This is a genomic window from Shewanella sp. KCT (assembly GCF_007636505.1).
GTDB lineage: Bacteria > Pseudomonadota > Gammaproteobacteria > Enterobacterales > Shewanellaceae > Shewanella > Shewanella halotolerans.
Window position 1 is genome coordinate 1 of record NZ_LVDJ01000004.1, and the last position, 26,850, is coordinate 26,850.

The following is a 26,850-nucleotide window of genomic DNA, read 5'->3' on the forward strand; positions in this document are numbered from 1 at the left end:
ATTGATAAATAGCGAATTTATCAGAGTGTAGATGCGGGTTGCCGAGTAGCCTGTCTATCCGTTTGATGTTGTGCTTTGGCGCCACCGCACCAGAGATATTGCGACCAAGCTGAGTGAGTGACAACTGATTGCCATCAAGTAACGCTTCTGTAGCAACCATCAGAGAATTAAGCCGTTTTTGATGTATTTGCGGGCATTGCTTTTTGAGTAAATCGTGTAAGGTATGGACATCACGCATGGTGTTGGATCTGGTAGTTTTTTGGCGAAATCAATTAGATCAATCAACACCATGCGTGTCTACTGAATTGAATAAAAAGGGAATTATCTGGGGATTCCCTAGTCAGCGGCGTTATCAGGCCAAGCTGCAGGCGATGCAATCCCATCAAGGGATCCATTAGCCTGTTTATTCAGAGAAATGGTTATTTAGAGAAAATGTTATTCAGAGAGAAGCTTTCTCATAGGCTAGTTTATTCATAGACAGGTCATTCAAAGATTAAGTCTTCCATAAACCAAGGCAAACAGGCATGTATGCCTTGGTTTAATGACCATATATAACCAGCTCACCCTATGAGTCGCTAGCCGTATGAATAGCTAGCGGGTTACTTGAGATCTAAAGGCATCCTTACTGGTTCAAGTTCCGACTCAGGCTTAGACTCTGGCTTGAGTTTGGGTTCTGGTACAGAGGGAATGCTTTTCCTCACCACCTCGGCTTCTTCCCTATCCAGTTGTGCTATACCCAGATCTATCTTTTCCGCTAAGGACTGACTGTGGCAGGCTATCTTGCGTGGCGCCGCTGCAAATAGGGAGTGGCGAGAGGTTGGCTGTTGGGTGTCGACTCTAAACTTGAGTTGCTCGCGGTAGTAGTCGAAGATGCGCCCCTCTAGGATGATGGCATTGACCCGCCCGGAAAACAGCATCATCACCTGACTCTTCTGACTATTGGATTCGCCATATTGTGGGTTACTGAGCGCCATCTGATAGAAGTCTCTACCTAAGTATTGGGTCGCGTTCTGAAACCCCATGACAGAGATCCCGGCCAGATCGGCAACCGAGTCGATGGCCAGTTTATTGCTGGCCAGGGTGAACACGCTGTTTTGGTAGCTGATTAGGCTGCGGGTGTAGTAGAGACCCGCCAAGTTTTCCGGCGCATTGATGAGGCAGTCGACATTGCCACTGGCGACCTGACGAAAGGCTCGCTTATTGGGTGACAGATAGATATGGCCTATCGATAGGGACTGCTTGGCTAACGCGGAGGCGAGACGCTCATATTGAATTCCGCTTTGACCGTTAGCAAAGAAGTAAGGGGGTATGGTGTTGCTGACCGCAAAGGAGATCTCAGTGTTAGCATTTTGTGCCAGGAGTGGGTTAGAAACTAACATAAAACCAGATGCCAGCAGCAATCTTCTCATCGGGTTGATGGTTACCTCAACAGGGGCTGTAGCGCCATCGGCGCGGTATCGAGAGCCTCAATGTGACTCTCTTATGACCATTAATAATCTACTATAGATAGGCTTTTGGTCGATTTCCAGATAAATGTTAACACTTTGTTTTGTTACTTCTGTTTTTTCTAGCAGGCTTAGCTGAGGAAGTTTTAAATAAAAATAATAATTTAATCTTATATAACAGATGGTTATTTTTATCTTCTTTATTTTATTAATGTTTGGTTGCAATAGCTGTGGATACTGGATAAATTGAAATCAGTAGTGCAATAGAGAGACCCTTATTTAATCCAGAGCCGGAGTGGAAAATAAATATCATGTATTATCAAACTGATGACGTTCGCATTAATAAAATTAAAGAGTTGTTACCCCCTGTCGCTATCCTCGAGCGATTTCCGGCAAGCGAAAATGCATCGGCAACAGTGTTTAACGCGCGGCAGAATATTCACAATATCCTGAAAAAAGAAGATGATCGTCTGCTGGTGATCATCGGACCCTGTTCTATCCACGACCCTAAGGCGGCGCTGGAATACGGTGAGAGACTCGCCAAATTGCGCGAGCAATATAAGGATCAACTCGAGGTAGTGATGCGCGTCTATTTCGAGAAACCGCGCACCACAGTGGGTTGGAAGGGCCTGATCAATGACCCTTACATGGACAATAGCTTCAAGCTGAATGATGGCCTGCGCACAGCTCGAAAACTGCTTTTAGATCTCAATGAGTTAGGTGTGCCGACCGCGGGTGAATTTTTGGATATGATCACGCCCCAATATGTGGCGGATCTCATGTGTTGGGGCGCTATCGGTGCTCGCACTACAGAATCACAGGTACACAGAGAGCTGGCATCTGGCCTCTCTTGCCCCGTTGGTTTCAAGAATGGTACCGATGGCACTATCAAGGTGGCTATCGATGCTATCGGCGCCGCCAGTGCACCGCATCATTTCCTGTCGGTGACCAAGTATGGTCATTCGGCGATCGTCTCCACCAAGGGCAACCCAGATTGTCATATCATTCTGCGTGGCGGCAAGGAGCCTAACTATAGCGCCGAGCACGTGCAGGCGATCAGCGAGCAGTTGGCTAAGGCTAACCTGCCACAAAATATTATGGTGGACTTTAGCCATGCCAACAGCAGCAAACAGTTTAAGCGCCAGATGCTGGTGGGCGAGGATGTGGCCAGCCAGATAAGCGCCGGTGAGCGGGCGATTTTCGGTGTGATGGTTGAGAGCCACCTGGTTGAGGGACGTCAGGACTATATCGAAGGGCAGCCGCTGTGTTACGGCCAGAGCATCACTGATGCCTGTATCGGTTGGGAAGATACCGAAACCTTGCTGGCAAATTTGAATCAGTGTGTGCTCGAGCGCCGCGGCTAACGCTATGCCAGCTTTGCCCAAAGTTTTGTTGGTTGCGGAGTTAGCGATAGTCGCTTGATGCTATGCCGACCCTAATATGAAAAAGGAAGCCAATTGGCTTCCTTTTTTGCGTTCTGCTGGCCCGTTTATTTGGCTTGTTGTTTCACCAGATATTCGTTGGCTTTAGCAAGACTGCCAAAAGACGATATTAAATTGTTTTGACCCTTTTGTTGGATTTCTGGGCTGTTCGATTCTGTCATCATCCATACCCAAGTTTGTACCAATGGCAATGGAGGGTATTGCACGTCAGATGATTGTGGCATATCGGCTTCCTTTAAAAATTTGGGGTTATTCCCGCTCTGCTTTTTACTCAGCTTGAACTGCCTTAAGCTGATCTTGAGATTATCAAAATCTCCGGCAAGAGATAACAATAATTACCCCGTTGAAACACTAAACTGATAATTATTCTCTCAAGAATAATGCTTTTTTCTGGTTTTGCCATCATTTAATCAGTCTAAAGTTGTACCTGTTTGTACGGGGGACTGCGCCAAAAGTCTGAAATTGACCTCCTTATCTAAGGCAAAATGCTAACCCCTTGGCAAAGGTGGATAATTGAGCTAGTGGCGGGTAAGTCTACTGAGGTAAGATGGTGTATGTTATGGCTTTTATCTTAACCTCACCTAAATGCCATCGTCCTTATCTTGATGCTAGCTGGAGTTGCCATGCGTCCCACGCTCTATTTTGATGGTCCTATCGATAAACTGAACTGGCATGTCCTGAAATTGCTTTGGCCCTATTTGTTGGAATTTAAGGGGCGGGTCGTGCTGGCGCTGGCCTGTCTTGTGGTGGCCAAAATGGCGAGTGTCGGCCTGCCATTCGTACTCAAACAGCTGGTGGATACCCTGAGTGAGGCCTCAGTCGAGCAGATGATCGCCGTACCCATCGCCCTGGTGCTCGCATACGGCAGCCTGCGCCTGCTCAATACGGTGATCTCAGAGGTGAGAGACACACTATTTGGCCGGGTCACCGAGCGGGCGATAAGACGCCTTGGCTTGTCTGTGTTTGACCATCTGCACAGGTTGGATCTGGCGTTTCATCTTGAGCGGCGTACCGGGGGACTGTCGCGGGATATCGAGCGCGGTACCAGCGGGGTCAGCTTCCTGATGCGCTTCATGGTATTCAATATAGTACCGACCCTGCTTGAGATCGCCCTGGTGGTGGGTATCTTGCTTTATAACTATGGCTGGGCGTTTGCGTTAATTACCCTGAGCGCCGTTGTCGCCTATATTCTCTTCTCTATCTTCGCCACTGAATGGCGTACTGGCTTCGTGCGTGAGGCGGCGATGGCCGATTCTCAGTCCAATACCCGCGCCATAGATAGCCTGCTTAACTATGAGACGGTGAAATACTTTAACAACGAGGCCTATGAATCTGAGCAATATGATCATGCCCTCGAGCGCTGGGAGGTGGCCAAGCGTAAGAATCGGCTCTCATTGTTTGCGCTCAACGCCGGTCAGGCGCTGATCATCTCGCTGGCGATGACGCTGATGTTGGCGCTGGCGGCAACTCAGGTGAGCCAGGGAGCCATGACCATAGGTGACTTTGTGCTAATCAACGCCTTCATGATGCAGCTGTTTATGCCGCTGAATTTTTTAGGCTTCGTCTACCGTGAGATCCGCGGCGCCCTGGCCAACATAGAGCGCATGTTTAGCCTGCTAGACAGACAGCCCAAGATTGAGGATGCCCCCGATGCGACATCGCCCCAGATCGCCCAAGGGAGCCTTAAATTTGAGGGGGTGAGTTTTCGTTACAGTGACAGGCCTATCTTGTCCGATGTGAGTTTCGAAATCCCCGCCGGTCACAAGGTGGCGATAGTGGGCGATAGCGGCGCGGGGAAATCTACCATAGTGAAACTGCTGTTTCGCTTCTATGAGACGCAGCAGGGGTCTATCACTATAGATGGCCATGATACCAAGGCGCTGACTCAACACGCGCTGCGTAGCGCCATCGCCATAGTGCCCCAAGATACCGTGTTGTTTAACGACTCCCTATTGGAGAATATTCGTTATGGTCTGCCGGGGGCGAGCGATGAGCAGGTGAAGGCGGCGATAGAGCTGGCGCATCTGTCAAACTTCGTCTCGCAACTCAGCGAAGGCTGGCACACCAAGGTGGGTGAGCGCGGATTAAAACTCTCCGGCGGCGAGAAACAGAGGGTGGCGATCGCCAGGGCGATCCTCAAGGGTTCTCCATTACTGGTGTTCGACGAGGCGACCTCTTCGCTGGACAGCCATTCGGAGCAGGCCATTCTTAATGCGCTCAAGGAGATGGCCAAGGGGCATACGAGTCTGGTTATCGCCCACAGGCTGTCGACGGTCGTGGATGCCGACCAGATCTTGGTGCTGAGTCAGGGCAAGATAGTTGAGCGTGGCGATCATCAGAGCCTGCTGGCGGCCGATGGCCAGTATAAGAAATTGTGGACCGTACAAAATCAGCATTAATTGTGTGGGATTAAGTATTCGTTCAGGTTTGATTTGCATAATATTTGTTAATAACTAACCTACGGAGGCGGTCCCATGAAAAACATCCCTATACATGCAAGTATCGAAGGCCAGGCACGGATCGTTGATACCGATTGGCTTGCCATCATGGCGACCTTAAGAGAGCGGGGATTGGGACAGGAGGAGTTGGTGGTAGTCTATGCTCAGCTGAGTTCCTACCTGAGGGTCACGACACGGGGTCTGACCCTTGCCATGATCCCGCCCTCGACCGTAATCGAAGGCCTTACGCGTGAAGTAAAGCACTACGCGAATGACTATGCGGGGATGATGTAGGGTTTGCCGCCAGACTGGCTGGCAGAAGGACTAGGCAGTTTTTGAGGTGTTGATCGGCTTCCAACCGTCACAGAGGAGGCTGAGCTTGGTATTTTGCGGCTCATAGGGGGTCAGTCTAATGATCTCTCCACCCTTGAAGCAGATGGTCTCGCCTTCGATAACCGTTAATCGGTTGCAGTTTTGACAGCTAACCGACAAAGGTTTACTTTTATTTCCCGCTCCAAAAAACGAATTACTCACCAGTGATTCTCCGTGGCTGCGCTTAATGTCAGCGCGTGCTGCTATTCCATATATCGCTAATGTAATCAAGTTTAGATCATAAAGCTAGCGCTATCTAGACTAATGTCTAATCCTTATTGGGTATTGCCTGAAGTTGCACCATATTGGGTTTTTATCAGGCTACTTGCGCCATCTTGGGGCAGGGAAAGGATAAACAAATTGTCATATTCATCCTCTCTCAATTGAGGTATTTCGGGTCCTCGAAGTGCCTTGATGATCAGTGGCACAGTATTGGAGTGGCCGGCAATGATCACATTGCCCTGCTGCGCCATCACCTTGTCGGCAATGGTCGCAATATGTTTGTCCATATCCCTGCCTGCGTCGATGACAACTAAAGGAATTCCTCTGGCGATAATAAGCGGCGTTAAGGTTTCCTGGGTGCGCTTAAATTGTGTGGATATGGCTAGGCTGAGTGGGGTATCGCCCAAGCTTTCAACCAATGCCTGTGCTCGCAACTTGCCCGCGTCATTCAAGCTAGGGTCGCGTCCCTGGTCGGCTTTTTCGGCATGACGCACCAGAATTACCGTCTTGCTGGCGATCGCTGGATTGGCCTGCGCCATCGGCAGGTATGCTACCAGGGCGAGAAGTCCAAAGCTGATGAGTCGTAACATGGGAACCCTTATTTAATTAACGAATTGGTTAGCATATCGCATTTTGGCTGTATTGCCGATGACAGATTAATTGGGCATTTGCGCTAAAGTTGCTTACAAAATGGACGATAATAATAGCTGAGGGTTAATTTAATTTGGTGAGCGAGGCGATTATGGAGATTCAAAATCACGGCGGAGCCGTATCTGCGGCGGCGCACAACAAGACAGATTCGACGACTAACCATGGTCAACAAGTCTCCGAAGTGGCCAAGAACAAGACGGCATTGGCGGCCAGTAAACAGCTGATGAATACGGCGATCCTGGAAGCGCAGCAAGAGGTGAACTTGAGCGCGGGCAATGAGCCCATGCAGCTGTTGTATAAGGCGGCGATTGAGGCGATTAATGAAGAGCTGGCACCAACCATGGGTGAGCACGCCATCGAGACGGCGGTAGCTCAAGGGGTGGATACCTCACCCGAGGCGACGGCCGAGCGCATCGTCAGCTTTGCGACTCAGTTTTTTGCCATACATCAGGAGCAAAACAGCAGCATGTCCTTCGATGAGCAGCTCAGCTCCTTCATGGACAAAATCGGTGGTGCCATAGACCAAGGTTTCGATGAGGCCAAAGATATCCTCTCAGGACTCAAGGTGCTTGAAGGTGATATTGCTGCTGGGGTCGACAAGACCTATGGCCTAGTACAGGAAGGGCTGCAGGCATTCAGAGACAGTTTCAATCAAGAGACAGAGCAAGAATAAGGCCTCCTGACTCCCATTAGATTTCGATAAACCCCTTAAGATAAGGGGTTTTTTGTTGTCTTGACTCGGATAGAAAATCTATGAATCATGGGAGTATCAGTATTGATTGATGCCAGCAGAGGTGGCGATATGTGGGGAGAGGCAAAGGTTGTAGAGCGGATTGACTGGAGCGATCAGTTATTTACCCTGAAGCTGTCGGCCGATATCGGCGAGTTCATTGCCGGGCAATTCATTAAGTTGTCGCTGCATATTGACGATAAACGTGTCGCCAGAGCCTATTCACTGGTCAATGCGCCCGATGCGCCGCTGCTGGAGGTGCTGGCGGTCAGTGTCGACGATGGTCTGCTATCGCCTAAGTTGCAGGCCCTAGCCCCGGGAGACAGTATCGATATCTCCACTAAGGCGGCGGGCTTCATGACGCTGGATGAGATCCCAGCCCAGGGCAAGCATATGTGGTTTTTTGCCACAGGAACCGCGGTGGGCCCCTTTATCTCCATGATGAGAACCACCGAGCCATGGCAGCGTTTTGAGCGGGTGATCTTGGTCTACGGCGTGCGCTATCAAGAGGATCTCGCCTATTATGAAGAGCTTAAGGCGTTCGAGGCCAAATACCCCGGAAAGTTTACCTTAGTCACCTCAGTGACTCGGGAGCCGATGGAAGACGCGCTCAGTTGCCGCATCACCCAAGGCGTCGAGAGCGGTGTGATCGAGCAGCAGGTTGGGCTCAAGCTGAGCGCGCAAGATTCGCAGGTGATGATCTGTGGCCATCCAGAGATGATCAAGGAGCTCAATACCCTGTTGCAGTCCCGCGGGCTGGCTAAGAATCTTCGCCGCGCGCCAGGGCAGATCACCGTCGAGAAATATTGGTAGAGGAAGCGATATGCAATTACTCTTTTCGCTGGCGTCACCCTACGCCAGAACCGTGCGGGTCGTTATTGCACAATTTGCCATCAGGGGGATCGAGCCGGTTGCCGTCAATCCTCTTGAGAATACCGAGCTATTGCTGGATGCCAATCCGCTGGCCAAGATCCCTTGTCTGCTGTTAAACGATGGTGGCACCTTGTATGACAGCGAAGTGATCCTGCGCTATCTGGATCATGAGTATTGCGGTGGCGAGCTGTTTGGACAGCCCGGTGATTCCTGGTATGGCGAGACCCAGTACTCCCTGATTAAGGGCTTACTCGATAGCGCGGTGGCCTTAAGACAGGAGCAGATGCGCGACGATGAGGGCTTGCGTAGTCCATTTTGGACGGCGCGGTTTGAACAGGCATTACTCAGGGGCTTGGCGCAGATAGAGCTGATGGCCATTTCTGGCCACAGCAAGGTGTCCTTGCAGCAGATCTGCCTCGCCTGCCTGCTAGAGTATATAGATTTTCGTCATCCGGATCTGGATTGGCGTAAGGTTGCCCCGGCGACGGCCAGATGGCTAGAGACCTTCTCCAAGAGCGCGGCCATGTTAACCACACGCCCCCACGTCTAGGCTTGGCTGTATCACTAAAGAGCTTGTACTCACAGATTTGGGTGCAGTGCTTAGCAGTTAGCCGTTAGAAGTTAGTGGCGAGTATCAGTATGGCGCCGTCCCTTAGCCGGTTGACTGCGCCTGTTGGGCTCGCCAAACACACCATAGAGTTCACGGGTTACACCGAAGTCGACCCGCCTGTCTTCATTTTGTCCACGTCTGTCTTCATGATGAAGATATCGGCAGCTACATTCACTCTCGCTGCAGCCTGGGAGCGGAAACGTCGGCGCATCTTTGGAGAGGAATCGTTTGCCTTTTAATTTCTTTGCGCTGCCACACAGGCCCTCGTCGTTGACTATCTCGACACAGTGATAGGGGTGACTGGTATTGAGGCTGGGCGTCGGCGCATGGGGAACTTCTTCGCTGATCATCCTGGCACTCAGGTTGGCCTGCTGCACGGCGGCCCTGCGGGCCCGCCTGACTCGTACCCGAGTAAATCTATGTTTAAACAGGAATAAAATAAGAATGACGGCGAGTATCAGCGCGAGAATTTCCAGAAACATATGAGATCCTTTTTGTGGCCGAGTCCTTTGAGTCTAGTCAGCGAGGCTTTTTTGGTCAAAATGAGCGGCCTCGCAAATTTTGATGAATCTCACTTGCCGTTTTCTGCCAGATTGATTACCCTTGACGCAATTGATAATTATTATCATTAAACTTATAGCGGAGTATTGCATGAGATTCATGAAACGTTTGGCTGTTCTGGGTTTTGCTTGTGTCACTTCAATGGCCAATGCGGCCGACAGCATCACGGTTTATTCCTACCGACAGGCTTTTCTTATCGATCCCATTTTGGCTGACTTTACCAAGGAGACTGGCATCAAGGTCAATCTGGTTTTTGCCAAACAGGGCATTGCCGAGCGAATTGCCCGCGAGGGACGTCTGTCACCAGCGGATCTTGTGCTCACCTCAGATTTCTCCCGTTTGATGGAGTTGGCGGATAAAGGGCTGGTGGCCTCGGTCGACAGCGAGACCTTAGCGCAGAATATTCCTGCGAATCTTCGCTCGCCCAATGGCGATTGGTTTGCCCTGACGAAACGCGTGAGAAATATCTACTCTTCTAAGGAGCGTCTGGGCCCCTTGGAGATCGATTATGAAGATCTGGCGGATCCTAAATTTAAGGGCAAGATCTGTACCCGTAGCGGTAAGCACCCCTACAACATCTCTCTGGTGGCGTCGATGATCGCCCATCATGGTGAGGCAGACACTAAGACCTGGCTAGAAGGCGTTAAGGTAAACCTGGCCCGCAAGCCACAGGGTAACGACAGGGCGCAGGTGAAGGCGGTTAAAGAGGGGCTGTGTGATATCGCCATAGGTAACAGCTATTACCTGGGTAAGATGTTACAAGATCCTAAGCAGGTGCCTTGGGCCGAGGCGGTCAACATCAACTTCCCGAATCAGAAAAATCGCGGTGCTCACATCAATGTCTCAGGCATGGCCCTGGCTAAGTATGCTCCAGAGCGCGAGAACGCCATCAAGTTGATGGAATACCTCTCAGGTCAACAGGCGCAGCAGACTTACGCCGAGCTCAACATGGAATATCCAGTCAAGGCAGATGTGAAGCCGTCTAAGCTGGTAGCCTCCTGGGGAGAGTATAAGGCCGATGAACTTCCCATCCACAAGCTGGCCGAGTATCACGGCGCGGCGGTGAAGTTACTCGATCAGGTCAAGTTCGATCTCTAGTGATAGGCGGTCGTTGCTCAAAAGATAGCCTTCCTTCGGGAAGGCTATCTCGTTTTTATGCCGCATGGGTCACTATTCAATTAATAATCGTTTGCGTTTAAGCTTAGATTTAAGTTGGTCACAGATAATGGCCTGACTCGCTTTATTGAGATTTTCTATGATTTTAGGCTTTCCCAAATCCTGGTCGACCCTAAGCTATCTGACCGCCATCTGCTTCGCCCTGCCGCTGGGAGCCATCTGCATACAGGCAATGGTGCCAGATGAGGCGGTATTCGGTCACCTGATGCAAACCGTTCTGCCGACCTATATTTTCAACACCTTGGCCTTAATGTTGTTTGTCAGCCTGGGCGCCTTGCTGATCGCCGTGCCTGCGGCCTGGTGTGTGGCCCGCTGTGATTTTCCCGGACGCAATGGGTTTCAGTGGGCGTTGCTGCTACCCCTAGCCATGCCCGCCTATGTGGTGGCCTATGTCTATACGGACCTGCTGGATTATGCCGGGCCGGTTCAGGCCTGGCTGAGGCAAGTTAACGGCTGGTTGTCGCCTACGGATTATTATTTTCCCGATGTGCGCACCCTGGGCGGTGCGTCTGTGATGCTGGCGCTGGTGCTGTTTCCCTATATTTATTTGCTGGCGCGCACCGCCTTCATGGAGCAGTCGCCAAGCCTGCTGCACGCCTCCAGAGTGATGGGGGTGGGGCCCTGGCGCAGTTTCTGGCGTCTGAATTTGCCTATGGCACGGCCCGCCTTGGCGGTGGGGGCGGCGCTGGTGGCGATGGAGACGGCCGCCGATTTCGCTACCGTCAGCTACTTTGCCGTGCCTACCTTGACGACGGCGGTCTACGATACCTGGCTGGGATACGGCAGTCTGGCGGCGGCAGCTAAACTCTCAGCCATCATACTGCTGGTGGTCTTCTGTCTGATCGGCGCCGAGCGCTTTGCCCGGCGTAAACAGCAGCTGTTTCAGAAACAGACGCCGATAACCTCCCACGAACGATATGCGCTAACGGGTTTCAAGGCCTGGCTCGCCGCGGGCTATTGCGCTGTGCTGCTGCTGTTGGCCTTCGGCCTGCCGATTTGGGTCTTGCTGGGGTATGCCTGGGACTACTTTGATGTCAGTTGGAATCAGGCCTTCTGGGAATACAGTCTCAACAGCCTGATCATTGCCCTAGTGGTCAGTCTAGTCACTGTGGTGTTCGCCTTGCTCTTGATGTTTGTCCGGCGCTGCAGCCCAAGAAAAATCGATATCCTGCCGTCACGTCTGGCCTCGACGGGCTATGCCCTGCCGGGTACTGTGCTGGCGATTGGCGTCTTGGTGCCTCTGAGCCTTCTTGATTTCACTGTCAACGATCTCTATGCCTATTTCGACCAGAGTGGGCCTGGGCTTATCTTCAGTGGTACCCTGTTTGTATTAATTTTTGCCTTTGCGATCCGCTTTGCCGCCATCGCCATCGGCAGCATAGAAAACAGCTATAAGCAGATCAGTCCCTCGCTGGATATGGCATCGGTTACCATGGGGATGAGGCCCAGCGCCATTCTATCGCGGATCCATCTACCATTGCTTCGCAGCGGCATCTTCGCCGCCATCTTGCTGGTCTTTATCGAGTGTATGAAGGAGCTGCCGGCGGCTTTGCTGCTCAGGCCCGTGGGGTTTGAGAATCTCGCCACCTATGTCTATCAGTTTGTCTCGGACGAACAGCTCGAGCAGGGCGCCCTGGGGGCCATAGTGATCGTCTTGGTGGGGTTAGTCCCGCTTATTTATCTCAATCGCTCCTTGGAGCAAGGTAACTAATATGTCGACACTTACCATAGAACAGGTTCACAGCGATTATCAGGGGCTGACGATTCTGCGCGGCTTAGATCTTGTGCTGCATCAGGGAGAAATTGCCGCCCTGCTCGGCCCAAGCGGCTGTGGCAAGACCACGCTCCTCAAGGCGATTGCCGGGCTGCAGCCTATCTCCCAAGGGCGTATCAGCATCAATGGCCGACTGCTCTCTGGACCCGAGACGTTTGTGCCCAGCGAGCGGCGAGAGGTCGGGATGATTTTCCAAGACTACGCTCTGTTTCCTCACCTGACTGTGGCCGAGAATATCTTGTTCGGGGTGAAAGGCTTGGATAAGTCTGCCAGACAGGCGAGGCTGGGTGAGATGCTGGCGCTGGTGAAGCTAGAGGGCCTAGGGGGCCGTTATCCTCACGAACTCTCGGGGGGGCAGCAGCAGCGGGTGTCGATTGCAAGGGCGCTCGCCTATGAGCCAGAACTCTTGCTACTCGATGAGCCCTTTTCTAATATCGACGCTAAGGTGCGCGGCGAGATGATGGTGGAGATCCGCGAGATCTTAAAGCAGCGCGGGGTAAGCGCCGTGTTCGTGACCCATAGTAAGGATGAGGCGTTCGTGTTCGCCGATAAGCTGGCGCTCTTCAAGGATGGCGCCATAGCTCAATATGGCAGTGCTGAGACCCTCTACGCCGAGCCAGCGGATAAGTATGTGGCGGAGTTCCTCGGTCAGGTGAATTATCTTAGCTGTGAGGTGAAAGATAGGGCCCGGTTACAGACCCTGCTGGGTGAAGTACAAAGCAGTAGCGATTTGGTCAAAGCCGCCGGCTATCGTGGTGAACTCCTGCTGCGCCCGGAGCAGCTGCAGATGGCAGAAGATGAGAAAGGTGAGGGCACTATAATAGCGCGGCGCTTCCTCGGTAATCTGTGCCACTACAGCATCTTAATTGGCGAGGAGATATTGGCAGTGCGCTCGCCCCTGCATCATTTTAGCCCTGGGCAGAAGGTTGGCCTGTCGGTGACGCCTCATCCGGCGGTGCTCTTCTAAGCTGGCCTATGTAACATTTTTGTGAAGGGCATTTGCGTCTGGCTATGGTTGCCAACCTAAAAAAAAGTTAATCTAGCCGGTAAATGACGTTTCGCTTTAACGGTTTGTGGGTTGTGTAATACTAATTATCGCTAAAGTTTCGGATAATAACGCCGAAATTGAGACTGACGAAAGGTAGGTTTATTTATGGATAGTCTGGTTATGCCACGTGAACAGCTGGGTGTGTGTGCCGAAGGAAATTTACATAGCGTGTATCTGATGTTCAACGCCAACGACGGCGTCGAGTCTCAGCTGCGTCCCTGCGTCGCCAATGTCGCTCAGTATATCTATGAATTGGCCGACCAGTATGCCGACAGCGCCTTCAACGGTTTCGTGGCCATAGGTGCCAACTACTGGGATAGCCTGTATCCAGGGTGTCGTCCTTCACAGCTCAAGCCTTTCCCGGCTATGCATGCCGACAACCGCGATGCACCGGCCCATGAGTATGATCTCTTCGTGCATCTGCGCTGCGATCGTTACGATATCTTGCATCTGGTGGCCAACGAGGTGTGTCAGATGTTTGAAGATTTGGTTGAGTTGGTGGATGAGGAGAGGGGATTCCAGTTTATGGATACCCGGGATCTAACTGGATTTGTCGACGGCACAGAGAACCCTAAGGGGCGTCATCGTCAGGATGTGGCCTTGGTGGGCGACGAAGACGAGTATTTCCGTGGTGGCAGCTATATTCATGTGCAGAAGTTTGCCCATAACCTTAGTAAGTGGAACCGTCTGCCGCAGAAGAAGCAGGAAGATATCATAGGCCGTACCAAGATAGACAATATCGAGTATGCCTCTGAGGACAAGCCGCTTACCAGCCACATCAAGCGGGTCAATCTGAAGGATGCCGACGGCAAGTCGATGGAGATCCTGCGCCAGAGTATGCCTTACGGGTCGATGAAGGAGCAGGGGCTGATGTTTATCTCAGTCTGTCGCAACTCGGTACATTTCGAGAAGATGCTGAGCAGCATGGTCCATGGCGACGGCGAGGGGAATCACGATCACCTGATGCACTTTACCCAGGCACTGACAGGCTCTGCATTCTTTGCCCCGTCGCTTGATTTCATGGAGCGAGAGGCAGAGTTCGAGGATTAAGGCAAAGCGGCTCTCTTAATCAGTCGCTTAATATGAGTCTCTCGATGTGAGCTCCTCAAAGTGACCAACGTCTAGCTGCTAGACGCTAACTTAATAAAAAACACACCCTAAGGTGTGTTTTTTTGTGCCCGCTTAACGGTGACTTAACGGTCGGGATCCCAGTAGTTGGTGGGACGCTTGGCATAGATCTCATCGATGGAGCGCACCTGCACCTTATTGTGCTCTGGGTACACCACCACATCATGGGGATCGCGATTGCCCAGCACCAGAAACAGGAAGTCGGCTTCGGATTCGTTTTTCAGGGTATGGGCGATGCCTGAGTTGGCGGTAAAACAGATATAGTCGCCCTGCTTAAAGGGGTGAGGCTCGCCGTCGATATATAAGGTGGCTTCGCCTTGCAGCGCGTAGAGGTGTTCCTCTTCCTTGGTGTGATAGTGGGCGACGGAGGAGAGCTTGCCGGGCTCCAGTCGTTCCATGGTGACGCCGATCTGCTGACAACCGGCGGCATCGCCGATATGTTTCTGATGGCTGGCGTATCGATCTGAGTGTTGCCAAGATTCCCAGCAAAGGTTGTCGATATTGATTATCTTATTGTTATTCATCTCGGGTCCTTAACCATCGGGTGACAGAGGGGGATGGTTTAAACTCAGTGTATCCTATCAGATATACAGTATTCAATTTGAGCGTGATTAAACCTAGGTTAAACCAAGTCAAAACTTAGATAAAAAAACACCCTTTGCCCAAACTGGCTAAAGGGTGTCTCTTGAGAGGACGGCCTAGGCCATCCTTGAGAAGCGGATTAATCGGCGTAGTTAAATAGCGACTTGACGGTCTCGAGTGTCTTGTCCACTTCCTGAATGTTGGAAGGGCAGATAAAGATGGTATCGTCACCGGCGATGGTGCCAAGAATGCCTTCTGGCTTACCTATGGAGTCCAGTAGTCTGGCGATCAGCTGGGCCGCACCTGGGCTGGTTCTGACCACTATCATAGATTGGTTATGGTCGACATCCAGTACTAAGTTCTTCAGTGGGCTGCCGGCCGTCGGGACCCCAAGCTCGGCGGGCAGGCAGTAGACCATCTCCTGCTTGGCGTTGCGGGTGCGCACGGCGCCAAACTTGCTCAGCATGCGTGAGACTTTGGATTGGTTAATGTTGTTGAAGCCCTCGGACTGCAGGGCGTTGACTATCTCGCTCTGGGAGCCAAAACGCTCCTCTTTCAAGATAGCCTTAAAGGTCTTTACAAGTTCGTCTTGATTTTTATTGGCTTGCATATCGAATTATTCTTATATTCAAAAAACTGGCTTATTTTGAATATTTTTGCGCCATCAGTCAAGCGTTATTCGGATTGTGTGAATAAAAATTCAGATTTGCAGAGGGTTCTTGGAGGCAAAGGCTAACAGGCAAGGCTGGGCAGTATATCTTAAATGGCCTGTAAATGGCAGTGGGCTGGGAGAAATTGAAATTATCTGGCCACACGACTAAGGGATAATTGAATTTTTACCGTGATTCCAGTAATGTTGCGCCATCGGTAAATCTAGATCTATATCACATAATATCCAAGAATTAACGGAGATAACTATGAAAGTTGCTGTACTTGGTGCCGCCGGTGGTATTGGCCAGGCTCTTGCCCTACTACTCAAAACTCAACTGCCTGCCGGTTCAAAACTATCCCTTTATGATATCGCGCCAGTCACTCCTGGTGTTGCCGTTGACCTAAGCCACATCCCGACTGCTGTAGAAGTTAAGGGTTTTGCGGGTGAAGATCCAACGCCAGCGCTGGAAGGTGCCGACGTGGTACTGATCTCTGCCGGTGTTGCACGTAAGCCAGGCATGGATCGTTCAGATCTATTCAACATCAACGCGGGTATCGTAAGAAACCTGGTTGAGAAGTGTGCCGCAACTTGCCCTAAGGCGCTGATCGGTATCATCACTAACCCAGTTAACACTACTGTCGCTATCGCTGCAGAAGTACTGAAGGCTGCCGGTGTATACGACAAGAACCGTCTGTTCGGTGTGACTACCCTTGACGTTATCCGCTCTGAAACTTTCGTTGCCGAAGCGAAAGGTCTGAACGTTGCCGACGTTAAAGTGAATGTTATCGGTGGACACAGCGGCGTGACTATTCTGCCACTACTGTCTCAAGTCGAAGGCGTAAGCTTCTCTGATGAAGAAGTGGCTGCACTGACGACTCGTATCCAGAACGCGGGTACCGAAGTGGTTGAAGCTAAGGCGGGTGGCGGTAGCGCGACTCTGTCTATGGGTCAGGCGGCATGTCGTTTCGGTCTGTCACTGGTTCGCGGCCTACAGGGCGAAGCTAACGTTGTTGAGTGTGCCTATGTCGATGGTGGCAGCGAGCATGCTGACTTCTTCGCGCAACCTGTACTACTGGGTAAGAACGGTATCGAGCAGGTACTTGCCTATGGTGAGGTTAGCGAGTTCGAAGCTAACGCACGTGATGCTATGCTAGACACGCTTAAAGCCGATATCGCACTGGGTGTCGACTTCGTAAAATAAGGCTAAGCCTCTAAGTTAGTGTGAGTGTTAGTCCTTAAATAAAAATGGAGCCGATTGGCTCCATTTTTTTATGGGTAACTTTTACCTTGGTATCGAGGGCCGAAAGGCTGATTAGGAGCTAATAGTCTGCAACTTAGTGATCGCGCGCCACGGCGATTCTCGCCAGCGATATCAGGGCCTGCTTGTAGCCACTATCTGGCAGCATATCTAATGCGCGTATCGCCTTCTCTGCTTCTTCCTGAGCGCGTTTCTCTGTGTAGTCCAGGGCGCCACACTGCTTAAGGGCATTTAATATGGTATCGATATGCTCAGTGCCGTCGCCTTTCTCGATCGCATCGCGAATCAATTGACGCTCCAGCTCGTTGCCGTTGGCGATGGCGTAGATAAGCGGCAGGGTAGGCTTACCCTCGGCCAGGTCGTCACCTATGTTCTTACCCAGGGCCTCGGTATCGGCCGTATAGTCCAGTAGGTCGTCGGTGAGTTGGAAGGCGGTGCCCAGATACTTGCCATAGTCGGCCAGTGCAGTCTGCACTTCTATGCTGCTATCGGCCAGCACGCCTGCCAGACGGGTGGCGGCTTCAAATAGCTTCGCCGTCTTGCAGTAGATCACCCGCATGTAGCTCTCTTCACTGGTGTCTGGGTCGTTACAGTTCATTAGCTGCAATACTTCGCCTTCTGCCAGTACGTTGGTGGCATCGGCGAGCACTTCAAGCACCTCCATGCTCTTAAGTTCTGTCATCATCTGGAAAGAGCGGGTATAGAGGAAGTCACCTACCAATACGCTGGCGCTGTTACCGAACAGGGCGTTGGCGGTTTCCCGGCCGCGCCTAAGCATAGATTCATCGACCACGTCGTCGTGTAGCAGAGAAGCGGTATGGATAAACTCAACGATTGCCGCCAGTTTGAGATGCGCTTCACCTTCATAGGCGATGGCGCGGGCGGCCAAGATAGAGAGCAACGGGCGCATGCGTTTGCCGCCGCCATTGATGATGTAGAATCCGAGTTGATTAATAAGGGCGACATCCGATTCCAACTGCTTATAGATAAGTTGGTCGACGGCTTTCATATCAGCGTCTGCCAGCTGACGAATGGCATTCAAATCCATATAATGGCTCTACTTTTAGGGTTGCGAGGTAATTCAGACAGCCCAAATTAAGGCGAAAATGTTATAATTATTAGATTCTACCTAAAAATGCCTCGCCTGACAGTAGCAGAAGAGTATTGTGCGAGTAATTCCGATCTTTTTTTGATCAAAGTGAATTAGGACTTGTCAGCCAGGCGAACTTAGCGTAAACTCCGCGACCATTGTCATTAAAGCTTTTATAGCACCCAGCCAAACAAAAAGGGTCTGCGTGCTAGAAATATCGGAGTAAAATAGCTATGTACGCTGTTTTTCAAAGTGGTGGTAAGCAACACCGTGTTGCTGAAGGCCATACTGTACGTCTAGAAAAATTAGAAGTTGCTACAGGCGAAACTATCGAATTCGACCAAGTTCTTTTGGTTGCAGATGGTGAAACTGTACACGTTGGTGCACCTTTAGTTGAAGGTGGTAAGGTTGTAGCTGAAGTGATCAGCCATGGCCGTGGCGAGAAGGTAACTATCGTTAAGTTCCGTCGTCGTAAGCACCACGACAAGAAGATGGGCCACCGTCAGTGGTTCACCGAAGTTAAAATTACAGCTATCAACGCTTAATAAGGGGTCTAACTAATGGCACATAAAAAAGCTGGCGGTTCTACTCGTAACGGCCGCGATTCAGAAAGCAAACGTCTTGGTGTTAAGCGTTTCGGTGGTGAATCAGTTCTAGCTGGTAACATCATCGTTCGTCAACGTGGTACTAAGTTCCACGCAGGTGTTAACGTAGGTATCGGTCGTGACCATACTCTATTTGCACTAACTGACGGTAAAGTTAAGTTCGAAGTTAAAGGTCCTAAGAACCGCAAGTTCATTAGCATCGAAGCTTAATACTTAGCTACCCAAGCTAGTTTCTAAAGCCCTGCCTCTGGTGGGGCTTTATTGTTTATGAAGAATCATTACTGGTGAAAGAGCCTGTATATCGCTCCAGCACCAGTCCAATATTGTCTCTGCCGCTTGTGTGCTGGGGCAGTTGCATCATTGTTTTTTGGCGGTAAGTTTCGATAGGCAGTATAATCGGTCTATTGTTTGGCGCCTGGAGTTGGTATGAAGTTTGTCGATGAAGCCGTGATCAGAGTCGAAGCTGGTGATGGCGGTAGTGGTTGCGTTAGTTTTCGACGCGAGAAGTATGTGCCCGATGGCGGCCCAGATGGTGGTGACGGTGGTGACGGTGGCAGTGTTTATCTGCAGGCCGATGAAAACCTCAACACCCTGATCGATTACCGTTTCGAGCGTTTCCATTTTGCCGAGCGTGGCGAGAATGGTCGTGGTCGCGACTGTACCGGTCATGGCGGTAAAGATCTTATTCTTAAGGTGCCAGTCGGGACCCGCGCCGTCGATGAAGAGACCCAGGAAGCCCTTGGGGATCTCAAGACCCATGGTCAGAAGCTGTTGGTAGCTAAAGGTGGCTTCCATGGCCTGGGTAACACTCGCTTTAAGAGCAGCACCAACCGCGCACCGCGTCAGAAGACATTAGGGACGCCGGGTGAGGTGCGTAGCCTGAGACTCGAGCTGATGCTGTTGGCGGATGTGGGTCTGCTGGGTATGCCTAACGCAGGTAAATCGACCTTTATTCGCTCAGTGTCTCGTGCCAAGCCCAAGGTCGCCGATTATCCATTTACCACTCTTGTGCCTAACCTAGGGGTTGTGACACCAAGACATGGCCAAAGCTTTGTGATCGCCGATATTCCCGGTCTGATCGAAGGCGCCGCCGAAGGGGCTGGCCTGGGTATTCGCTTCCTTAAGCACCTCGAGCGTTGCCGTGTGCTGCTGCATATCCTGGATATCGAGCCTATCGATGGCAGCGATCCAGTCGACAGCGCCCGCGCCATAGTGGGTGAGCTAGAGAAGCACTCGCCGCTACTGGCCAGCAAGCCACGTTGGTTGGTGTTCAACAAGACTGACCTGCTGCTCGAAGAGGAGCTGCAAGAGCGCGTCGATCGCATCGTCAAAGAGCTGGATTGGCAGGGCGATGTCTACTGTATTTCGGCCTACAACCGCGAAGGCACGCAGGAACTGGCGCTCAAGCTGATGGACTTTATCGATGCTCTGCCACCAGAGGTCGAGGAAGATCCCGATGCCGAGGTCGAGTTCAAGTGGGACAACTATCATCAGAAGACCCAGGAAGTGGTCAACGAAGACTATGATGACGACTTCGACGACGACTTCGATGATGATGACTATGATGTCGAAATCATCTATCAAAGGTAAGTTTATTAAGTTACCCCTTTCATTCTGAGAGAATTGTGTACGCCGATACTCAAAATGATATTACCCGGCAGGTTGTCCGGGTTGCTCAACTCTTACTGGCCTATGGTGCTGAGTCCGACCTCGTCGAAGAGATCAGTCAGCGCCTGGGTCAGGCATTAGGTCTCGCCAGTGTCGAGATCTCCATCTCCTCTAATTCCCTGGTGCTGACCAGCCTGGTGCACGGTCGCTGTATCACCACTACCCGGCGCATTCGCGAGCATGGCATCAATATGACCATCATCTGCGAGCTGCAGCGCATCTGTCTGTTGACCGAGAAGGGGATCTACGGCCTCAACGAGGTGCGTAAACGTGTCTCGCGGATCCAGCCAAAGAGCTATCCGAGGCGCTATCTGGTGCCCATGATCGGCCTATCCTGTGGCAGCTTCTGTCACTTATTTGGTGGCGATACCATGGCGGTATTGATCACCATACTGGCGGCATCAGTGGGCATGTCGGTGCGTCTGGCCATCGCCAAGCATCATTTCAACCTGCTGGTGAATTTTGCCGTGACCGCCTTTATTACCACCTTGGTGGCGCAGATGGGCTATCACCTGCAACTGACCGATACCCCTAAGCTGCCGATGGCCGCCAGCGTGCTGATGTTGGTGCCGGGTTTTCCCATGATCAATGCGATCTCGGATATGGTGAAGGGGCACCTTAACGTGGGGATCTCCCGTTGGGGACACGCCACCCTGTTGACCGTCTCATCCGTCATAGGGATCACCATCGCCATGCAACTGGGAGGACTTTTCCTATGATGGAGCTCCTGCTCAAGCTGCTAAACGATGCGGCCTTCTCGGCTGTTCCTGCGGTGGGGTTCGCCATGGTGTTCAATGTGCCCAAACGCTTCTTGCCTTACTGCGCCCTGGCTGGCGCCCTCGGCCACAGCCTGCGCACCTTACTGCTGCATTTCGGTATGCCGATAGAGTGGTGTACCTTTGCCGCGGCGGCCTTGGTCGGAGTGTTAACCATAGGCTTTGCCAAGAAACATCTGGCACCGCCGCTGATGTACGCCGTAGCGGCGATTATCCCCATGATCCCGGGAACCTATGCCTACAACACAGTGATCGCCTTGGTGCAGCTGTCTGCCCAGTCTGAGGTAAGCCCCGAGTTGACCGCAGAGGTGATCAGCAATGGCTTGAAGACCATCTTCATCTTAGGGGCGTTATCTGTCGGACTCGCCATGCCCAGTCTGCTTTATTTTCGTACGCGCCCAGTGATCTAATTCTTAACCCTACAGACGGCACAAGACCGTTGGAGAGCCCATGAAAATAGCTATGATTGCCGCGATGGCAAATAACCGGGTTATCGGCAAAGATAATCAGATGCCCTGGCATCTGCCCGAAGACCTGCGCCACTTTAAACAGATGACCCTAGGTAAGCCTATGGTCATGGGCCGTAAGACCTTCGAATCCATCGGTAGACCCCTACCTGGGCGCCACAACCTAGTGGTGAGTCGACAAAAAGATCTGGTTATCGAGGGCGTGACCTGCGTGACTTCATTCGAACAAGCCAAGGAAGTGGTGCAGGGCTGTGAGGAGTTGGTGGTGATTGGCGGTGGCCAGCTTTATGCCGAGCTATTGCCTCAGGCGGATCGCCTGTATCTGACCGAGATCAATCTCGATGTCGAGGGCGATACCCATTTCCCGGAGTGGGATGATGGCAGTTGGCAGCTGCTCGACAGTGAATCTCACATAAATGATAAAGGTTTGGAATATCGCTTTATCAATTTGGCAAAAAAATGTTAACTTATGGTGTTACCCCGAGTTGTCTTTAGGCATCACTTTAGTGATAGCTTACTGAAAAAAATAATAAATATTATAGGAGTACCCGATGCGTTTTTTACCGACTACGTTAGCTGTGGTGATTGCAGCCTCTGTTTATACTGTTCCAGCGCCAGTTAAAGCCAACGATCAACTCGTTGCCAACATCTGTAACTATGTTCAGGCAGACGATAAAAACCGTTTACGTAAGAAATTAAAAGAAGCGCGCGTTAAGCTACGTAACGTGTACGAAGGGGTGGCCTGTGACGGCAACAGCCTGCTGCGTTTCGCCATGATCAGCGGCGCCAACGATGTGGGTGAGTTCATGAGCAAGCGCCTCTCTACCGAAGAGTTGAGCGTCAAGGAAGCCGACGGTCTGACCGTCGTCGAGTGGGCCGAGGGTAATGGTCACGGCGGTAGCCCAATTACGGCGGCAATCAAGGAACGTCTTGCTGGCAACTAATTTGCCAGAACACTTCGAGTAAGCATAAAAAAACCGGACCTTAAGTCCGGTTTTTTGTATCTGTTTAAAGGCGTTACTATGTCTTTAACTTTTTTTTAGCTTTGTCTTTAGCTTTTACACCTTAAACTCGCCCACAGAGGCCTGGAGCTCTTCGGCAAGCTGGGCCACCTGATGGCTAGATTGTGCCGTCTGATCGGCGCCTGTGGCCGTCTCTTCGGAGATCGCTGCGATATGCTCTAGCTTCTCAGATACCTGCTGGCTCACCAAATTCTGCTCCTGGGCCGCATTAGCAATATGAGTACCTGAGTCATGGGCATAGTGCACAGCGTTGCTGATGCTCTCCAAGGCGACGTTGGCCTGCTCTGTCTTCTCGACACAGCTGCTAGCCTGTTGACGACCCAGCTCCATCACGGAAACGGCTTCCTGGGTACCCTGTTGCAGCACCTGAATCATCTGCTGGATCTCTTGGGTTGAGTCTTGAGTGCGTGATGCCAGGCTGCGAACCTCGTCGGCTACCACGGCAAAGCCTCGGCCCTGTTCACCGGCTCTGGCGGCCTCGATGGCGGCGTTCAGCGCCAGCAGGTTGGTCTGTTCGGCGATGCCACGGATCACATCCAATATCGAGCCGATAGAGGCGCTGTCTGAGTGAACCTTGTTGATCACCTGTCCCGCTTTGGCGACTTCGTCGGCCAGCGCCAGTATGGTGCGCTTATTCTCATCGGCGATGGCACGCATATGCTGCGCCTCTTCATCGGCTTGCCTGATCTGGTTCAGGGCCTCGTCGGCACTGGTGCTTACCTGCATGGCGCTTGAGCTGAGCTGGGTCGTGGCGGTTGCCACCTGATCGACCTGGTTCTTCTGCTCTTGAATGCCTGCTGTGGTCTGCGCCGTAATGGCCGACGTCTCTTCGGCGGCGGCAGCCAGTTGGTTAGAGCGGTCCAGGATCCCTTGGATAAGGGTACGCAGGCTGTCTACCAGTCGGTTACAGTTGCGCGACAGCTCGGCAAATTCGTCGTGGCCGCTGTCGTCCAGCTTATGAGTCAGGTTACCCGAGGCCAGGATATTGAGGGCGTTGTTGACCTTATCGAGTGAGTTCTTAAGTGGGCGGATCACTGCGATACTCACCAGCACGGCGACGACGATGGCGATCAGGACCAGTGCTAGGGTCTTATAGCTGGCGCTGTCGATCTCGTCGATCGCCTTGACGCTTACGGCTTGCGAGGTGGACTCGATCGCCTTGTTCAGGCTGCCCATGCTCTGGTTAACGGCGGTGGCGTTGGATTCGACGGTATTAAGCAGTTGACTGGCCTGCAGGTTAAAATCCAGCTGCTGACCCTTGCGCTTAAGAATCGAGTCCGGGCCGTTGAGCATGGTAAATACCTTGCCAGCCTCTGCGTTGATATTGTCCAGCATCTCTTGGTCGATGACGCCTTCCCAGTGACGGCTTACATACTCCAGCTTGTTTTGCGCTTCGCTGATGATGTAGTCCAGTTCCTTGAGAATGGTCTCGTACTTGGATTTCTCCTTGGCATTGACCAGGTCATAACTGCTGGTGATCAGGTTGCTGAAGCTGTTGTCTATGTTACTGGCCGTGGCGGCAATTTCACGCTCTGTGGGATCTTCGCTCGTCTCCAGATCGATAAGGTCCAGTAGTAGTGATGCGGTATCATCGGCGGCAGCTTCGAGATTTTCCAGGTTGTCGACCAAAGACTCCTGAGTCTGCAGCGACTGCTCTCTTGCCTGCATCATCTTGAGGCTGTTGTCGTTGAACGACTGGTAGTTGGCTCTGAGTGACTTGATCTGGCCGCCAAGATTATCCTCGTGGCCCTGAATGATGCGATTGAGTTGATCCAGCTCTGTGATAAAGCCTTTGCTGAGGCTGGTGAATTGGCTGCGAACCTGAGGTAGCTCTTTGGATTGCTTGCTATGGAAGGCCACCAGTAGCTGTTTTTCCTGTAGTGCAAGATTTTGTGTCAGGCCATTGCTGCTCTTCAGGGCGGGAAGGCTCAGGTCTTGCAAAACGAGGGTGCTGCTCTTGATGTTGTCGTTGGTGACCAGGGACGCCACACCTAAGACGATAAGCAGTAAGGTGACGACACTAAATCCACCGATGACTCGAGTGGCGACATTCAATTTCATAGGGCACTCCGGTTTTTGTTGTTATATCCCTAATTACATAACATATTCTCAGGGCAGGGCGGTGATTTCCGCTTATTTTTTTATCGGCCAAGCTAAGGGCTAGTTTAACTCTTTTTTAACTTATTTTGGGTAATTTTTTGATTCGATTCAAGATGCCAGAGGGTTAAATATTGTCCCCAGCAGCACCCGGTATCCAGTGCTTGCAATCCAGGCTGGTTCACCTCTCCCATCAAGGCCGCCCAATGGCCAAAGACCAAAGTATGGCCTTTCATGGCCCGGCCTGGTTGTTTAAACCAGGGGATCAAGCCTTCCTCCTCGCCTTTCGCTGGCGGCAGCTTACAATCGAAGTTTAATCGACCATCGGCGTGGAGAAAGCGCATTCGGGTGAACGCGTTGATGGTATAGACAAGGCGCTTGAGTCCCTTGGTCTCGGGTGACCACTCACTGACGGCGTTGGTGTACATCTTGGCGATGAGGCGCTCGATATAGTCATCTCTTGCCAGCGCCTCCTGTACCTTGCGCGACTCCTTGAGGGCGGTTTTAACGTCCCACTGGGGCGGAATGCCGGCGTGGGCCATCAAAACCGAATGGGTTTTATGTTCCCGGGCCAGCGGCTGTAGCCTGAGCCAATCGATGAGCTGGTTGAGATCCGGCGCCGCTAACAGGGCGCCCAGGTTATCCTTGGGATTAACGCGTTTCACCTTGCCGTGCAGCGCCATCAGATGCAGGTCGTGATTGCCCAGCACGGGTTTTACCGAGCCCTCAAGCCCCTTGAGGTAACGTAGTGTCTCCAGGGATTGGGTGCCCCTGGCCACCATGTCGCCGACCACCCAGAGCTCATCTTTTGAAGGGTTAAAGTCCACCTTGGCCAGCAGGGCCTGGAGCTCATCGAAACAGCCCTGAATGTCGCCCACGAAGTATGTTGCCATAGATGCTCTCGGCTCGCTGTGTCGAATTAATGCAGCAGGCCTGGGGCCGCTAGACGGAAGGGGGCGATGGGCGCCTTGAAGGTCTCACCCTGTTCGGTCACCATCACATAGTAGCCCTGCATGACGGCAAAGGGCGTCTCGCATACCGTACCGCTGGTATACTGGTAGGCGGTATTAGGTTTGATGGTGGGGGTCTCGCCAACCACACCTGCACCTTCAACCTTGCTTTCATGGCCATTGGCGTCTGTGATGCACCACATGCGGCTCTTCAGGGTGACGGCTTCATCCCCTAAGTTGATGATGGTGATGGTGTAGCTGAACAGGTATCTCTCTTCTTCGGGCGAAGATTGCTCTTCTATATAGTCGGTTTTGACCTCAATCCTGATTGAGGATTCGAGTTGTTTCATTCGGATCCCTAAAGGTTAACGGGTGGGAGGCGCACAGCGCCTCCGTCACGGTTAGGCTTGGCGTTTATCGACCAGATGGTTGGCCATGGCGACATATTGCTGCACAGTGATCTGCTCAGGGCGCATGCTGGCATCAATGCCCAGCGCGCTGAAGTCGTCATCATTTAACAACTGCTTGAGGTTGTTACGCAGTGTCTTACGACGCATGTTAAAGGCGGTAGTACACAGGTGTCTCAACAGATCCACATCTTTGCAGGGGTAGGGCTTCTCTTTGTAGGGCACGAGTCTCACCACGGCAGAGTCGACCTTTGGCGGCGGTGTGAAGCAGCCTGGTGGCACTTCGAGTACCGGCATTACCTGACAGAAATATTGTGCCATCACGGTCAAACGGCCATAGGCCTTGGTACCGGGTGCGGCAGATAATCTCAGTACCACCTCTTTTTGCAGCATGAAGTGCATATTCTCGATATGCTCTGCAAACTCAAACAGGTGGAACATCAGCGGCGTAGAGATGTTGTAGGGCAGGTTACCAAACACCTTCATCTGCTTGCCTTCTTCGACCAGCTGCATGAAGTCGAATTTCAGCGCGTCGCCCTGGTGGATCTCCAGCTTGTCCTTGAGAAACGGATGTGTCTGCAGACGCTCAACCAGATCTTTATCCAGCTCGACCACGGTCAGCTTGTCGATGCTTTCGGCTACCGGCTCGGTAAGCGCCGCCAGGCCTGGGCCAATCTCGACCATCACGTGATCGTTATCGGGCGAGATGGCGCCGACGATACGGTTGATCACATTGCTGTCGGTCAAAAAGTTTTGTCCGAAACGTTTTCTCGCCGTGTGGCCTAAATGTACTTTATTACTCATTA

At 51.9% G+C, this 26,850-nt stretch carries 30 protein-coding genes and 1 pseudogene; 18 read left to right on the forward strand and 13 right to left on the reverse strand.

Annotated features, from left to right (window positions below):
- Together AYI87_RS06985 and AYI87_RS06990 are read right to left on the reverse strand one after the other, a co-directional pair.
- A pseudogene (locus AYI87_RS06985) lies at positions 1-238 on the reverse strand (IS4 family transposase); the annotation flags it as partial.
- Positions 239-599: 361 nt separating this feature from the next.
- A complete protein-coding gene (locus AYI87_RS06990) occupies positions 600-1,379 on the reverse strand; it encodes a substrate-binding periplasmic protein (RefSeq protein ID WP_260865097.1) in 780 nt (259 codons plus the stop codon).
- 377 nt (positions 1,380-1,756) lie between these two features.
- Between AYI87_RS06990 and aroG the strand changes: the two genes are divergently transcribed.
- On the forward strand, positions 1,757-2,809 hold the full coding sequence (gene aroG, locus AYI87_RS06995) for a 3-deoxy-7-phosphoheptulonate synthase AroG (protein WP_144200802.1): 1,053 nt from the start codon (positions 1,757-1,759) through the stop codon (positions 2,807-2,809).
- Between the two features lie 125 nt (positions 2,810-2,934).
- On the opposite strand, the gene AYI87_RS07000 is transcribed toward aroG, so the two are convergent.
- Positions 2,935-3,219 carry a hypothetical protein gene (locus AYI87_RS07000; RefSeq protein WP_041406420.1) on the reverse strand — a complete coding sequence of 95 codons (285 nt, stop codon included), beginning with the start codon at positions 3,217-3,219 and terminating at the stop codon, positions 2,935-2,937.
- A gap of 291 nt (positions 3,220-3,510) precedes the next feature.
- On the opposite strand from AYI87_RS07000, the gene AYI87_RS07005 reads away from it, so the two are divergent.
- Both AYI87_RS07005 and AYI87_RS07010 read left to right on the forward strand, forming a co-directional pair.
- Positions 3,511-5,286 carry an ABCB family ABC transporter ATP-binding protein/permease gene (locus AYI87_RS07005; RefSeq protein WP_144200804.1) on the forward strand — a complete coding sequence of 592 codons (1,776 nt, stop codon included), beginning with the start codon at positions 3,511-3,513 and terminating at the stop codon, positions 5,284-5,286.
- A gap of 75 nt (positions 5,287-5,361) precedes the next feature.
- Positions 5,362-5,619 carry a hypothetical protein gene (locus AYI87_RS07010; protein WP_144200806.1) on the forward strand — a complete coding sequence of 86 codons (258 nt, stop codon included), beginning with the start codon at positions 5,362-5,364 and terminating at the stop codon, positions 5,617-5,619.
- A 30-nt stretch (positions 5,620-5,649) separates the two neighbouring features.
- Here AYI87_RS07010 and AYI87_RS21405 read toward each other — a convergent pair whose 3' ends face one another.
- Entirely contained in the window at positions 5,650-5,859 is a 210-nt protein-coding gene (locus tag AYI87_RS21405; RefSeq protein ID WP_144200808.1) for a hypothetical protein, read from the reverse strand.
- A gap of 113 nt (positions 5,860-5,972) precedes the next feature.
- Complete coding sequence (locus AYI87_RS07020) at positions 5,973-6,509, reverse strand: phosphoglycerate mutase family protein (protein ID WP_144200810.1); 537 nt, start codon at positions 6,507-6,509, stop codon at positions 5,973-5,975.
- Between the two features lie 152 nt (positions 6,510-6,661).
- Here AYI87_RS07020 and AYI87_RS07025 point away from each other — a divergent pair, with 152 nt between their 5' ends.
- The 3 genes from AYI87_RS07025 to AYI87_RS07035 all read left to right on the forward strand — a co-directional run bounded on the left by AYI87_RS07025 (position 6,662) and on the right by AYI87_RS07035 (position 8,723).
- On the forward strand, positions 6,662-7,243 hold the full coding sequence (locus AYI87_RS07025; RefSeq protein WP_144200812.1) for a DUF5610 domain-containing protein: 582 nt from the start codon (positions 6,662-6,664) through the stop codon (positions 7,241-7,243).
- A 129-nt stretch (positions 7,244-7,372) separates the two neighbouring features.
- Entirely contained in the window at positions 7,373-8,113 is a 741-nt protein-coding gene (locus AYI87_RS07030) for a ferredoxin--NADP reductase (protein ID WP_144201240.1), read from the forward strand.
- A gap of 10 nt (positions 8,114-8,123) precedes the next feature.
- On the forward strand, positions 8,124-8,723 hold the full coding sequence (locus tag AYI87_RS07035; RefSeq protein ID WP_144200814.1) for a glutathione S-transferase N-terminal domain-containing protein: 600 nt from the start codon (positions 8,124-8,126) through the stop codon (positions 8,721-8,723).
- A gap of 71 nt (positions 8,724-8,794) precedes the next feature.
- Here the strand turns inward: AYI87_RS07035 and AYI87_RS07040 are convergent, their stop codons facing one another.
- Positions 8,795-9,265, reverse strand: coding sequence for a hypothetical protein (locus tag AYI87_RS07040; RefSeq protein WP_144200815.1), 471 nt, complete (start codon positions 9,263-9,265; stop codon positions 8,795-8,797).
- Positions 9,266-9,434: 169 nt separating this feature from the next.
- Here AYI87_RS07040 and AYI87_RS07045 point away from each other — a divergent pair, with 169 nt between their 5' ends.
- The 4 genes from AYI87_RS07045 (at position 9,435) to AYI87_RS07060 (ending at position 14,392) form a co-directional block, all read left to right on the forward strand.
- On the forward strand, positions 9,435-10,442 hold the full coding sequence (locus AYI87_RS07045; protein ID WP_144200817.1) for a Fe(3+) ABC transporter substrate-binding protein: 1,008 nt from the start codon (positions 9,435-9,437) through the stop codon (positions 10,440-10,442).
- A gap of 157 nt (positions 10,443-10,599) precedes the next feature.
- Complete coding sequence (locus AYI87_RS07050; protein WP_144200819.1) at positions 10,600-12,231, forward strand: ABC transporter permease; 1,632 nt, start codon at positions 10,600-10,602, stop codon at positions 12,229-12,231.
- A gap of 1 nt (position 12,232) precedes the next feature.
- Positions 12,233-13,261, forward strand: coding sequence for an ABC transporter ATP-binding protein (locus tag AYI87_RS07055; RefSeq protein ID WP_144200821.1), 1,029 nt, complete (start codon positions 12,233-12,235; stop codon positions 13,259-13,261).
- A 186-nt stretch (positions 13,262-13,447) separates the two neighbouring features.
- Positions 13,448-14,392: a Dyp-type peroxidase gene (locus AYI87_RS07060; protein ID WP_144200823.1), complete on the forward strand. Its 945-nt coding sequence runs from the start codon at positions 13,448-13,450 to the stop codon at positions 14,390-14,392.
- A gap of 143 nt (positions 14,393-14,535) precedes the next feature.
- Here AYI87_RS07060 and AYI87_RS07065 read toward each other — a convergent pair whose 3' ends face one another.
- On the reverse strand, positions 14,536-14,994 hold the full coding sequence (locus AYI87_RS07065; RefSeq protein WP_144200825.1) for a cupin domain-containing protein: 459 nt from the start codon (positions 14,992-14,994) through the stop codon (positions 14,536-14,538).
- 197 nt (positions 14,995-15,191) lie between these two features.
- Positions 15,192-15,662, reverse strand: coding sequence for a transcriptional regulator ArgR (gene argR / locus AYI87_RS07070; RefSeq protein WP_011864672.1), 471 nt, complete (start codon positions 15,660-15,662; stop codon positions 15,192-15,194).
- A 307-nt stretch (positions 15,663-15,969) separates the two neighbouring features.
- Here argR and mdh point away from each other — a divergent pair, with 307 nt between their 5' ends.
- Positions 15,970-16,905, forward strand: coding sequence for a malate dehydrogenase (mdh, locus tag AYI87_RS07075; protein ID WP_144200827.1), 936 nt, complete (start codon positions 15,970-15,972; stop codon positions 16,903-16,905).
- 133 nt (positions 16,906-17,038) lie between these two features.
- Here the strand turns inward: mdh and ispB are convergent, their stop codons facing one another.
- Positions 17,039-18,010 carry an octaprenyl diphosphate synthase gene (gene ispB / locus AYI87_RS07080; protein WP_144200829.1) on the reverse strand — a complete coding sequence of 324 codons (972 nt, stop codon included), beginning with the start codon at positions 18,008-18,010 and terminating at the stop codon, positions 17,039-17,041.
- A 275-nt stretch (positions 18,011-18,285) separates the two neighbouring features.
- Between ispB and rplU the strand changes: the two genes are divergently transcribed.
- From rplU to AYI87_RS07115, 7 genes are all read left to right on the forward strand, one after another.
- A complete protein-coding gene (rplU, locus tag AYI87_RS07085) occupies positions 18,286-18,597 on the forward strand; it encodes a 50S ribosomal protein L21 (protein WP_011864675.1) in 312 nt (103 codons plus the stop codon).
- 15 nt (positions 18,598-18,612) lie between these two features.
- Entirely contained in the window at positions 18,613-18,867 is a 255-nt protein-coding gene (gene rpmA / locus AYI87_RS07090) for a 50S ribosomal protein L27 (RefSeq protein ID WP_011864676.1), read from the forward strand.
- A gap of 216 nt (positions 18,868-19,083) precedes the next feature.
- Positions 19,084-20,247, forward strand: coding sequence for an Obg family GTPase CgtA (gene cgtA, locus AYI87_RS07095; RefSeq protein ID WP_011864677.1), 1,164 nt, complete (start codon positions 19,084-19,086; stop codon positions 20,245-20,247).
- Between the two features lie 35 nt (positions 20,248-20,282).
- A complete protein-coding gene (locus AYI87_RS07100; RefSeq protein ID WP_144200831.1) occupies positions 20,283-21,044 on the forward strand; it encodes a threonine/serine exporter ThrE family protein in 762 nt (253 codons plus the stop codon).
- On the forward strand, positions 21,041-21,511 hold the full coding sequence (locus tag AYI87_RS07105; RefSeq protein WP_011864679.1) for a threonine/serine exporter family protein: 471 nt from the start codon (positions 21,041-21,043) through the stop codon (positions 21,509-21,511). The genes AYI87_RS07100 and AYI87_RS07105 overlap by 4 nt, the downstream gene beginning before the upstream one ends.
- Before the next feature lie 40 nt (positions 21,512-21,551).
- Positions 21,552-22,034 carry a type 3 dihydrofolate reductase gene (gene folA / locus AYI87_RS07110; RefSeq protein ID WP_144200833.1) on the forward strand — a complete coding sequence of 161 codons (483 nt, stop codon included), beginning with the start codon at positions 21,552-21,554 and terminating at the stop codon, positions 22,032-22,034.
- A gap of 85 nt (positions 22,035-22,119) precedes the next feature.
- Positions 22,120-22,512 (forward strand): DUF3718 domain-containing protein, encoded by a 393-nt coding sequence (locus tag AYI87_RS07115; protein ID WP_144200835.1) that lies wholly within the window; start codon positions 22,120-22,122, stop codon positions 22,510-22,512.
- A gap of 114 nt (positions 22,513-22,626) precedes the next feature.
- Here the strand turns inward: AYI87_RS07115 and AYI87_RS07120 are convergent, their stop codons facing one another.
- From AYI87_RS07120 to rsmA, 4 genes are all read right to left on the reverse strand, one after another.
- The gene (locus AYI87_RS07120; RefSeq protein ID WP_144200837.1) at positions 22,627-24,651 is read right to left on the reverse strand and encodes a methyl-accepting chemotaxis protein; all 2,025 of its coding nucleotides are present in this window, start codon (positions 24,649-24,651) and stop codon (positions 22,627-22,629) included.
- Positions 24,652-24,755: 104 nt separating this feature from the next.
- Complete coding sequence (locus AYI87_RS07125) at positions 24,756-25,580, reverse strand: symmetrical bis(5'-nucleosyl)-tetraphosphatase (RefSeq protein WP_144200839.1); 825 nt, start codon at positions 25,578-25,580, stop codon at positions 24,756-24,758.
- A 26-nt stretch (positions 25,581-25,606) separates the two neighbouring features.
- Positions 25,607-25,987, reverse strand: a complete 381-nt coding sequence (gene apaG, locus AYI87_RS07130; RefSeq protein ID WP_011864684.1) for a Co2+/Mg2+ efflux protein ApaG — start codon at positions 25,985-25,987, stop codon at positions 25,607-25,609.
- Positions 25,988-26,038: 51 nt separating this feature from the next.
- Positions 26,039-26,848 carry a 16S rRNA (adenine(1518)-N(6)/adenine(1519)-N(6))-dimethyltransferase RsmA gene (gene rsmA / locus AYI87_RS07135; RefSeq protein ID WP_144200841.1) on the reverse strand — a complete coding sequence of 270 codons (810 nt, stop codon included), beginning with the start codon at positions 26,846-26,848 and terminating at the stop codon, positions 26,039-26,041.
- Positions 26,849-26,850: the final 2 nt, after the last annotated feature.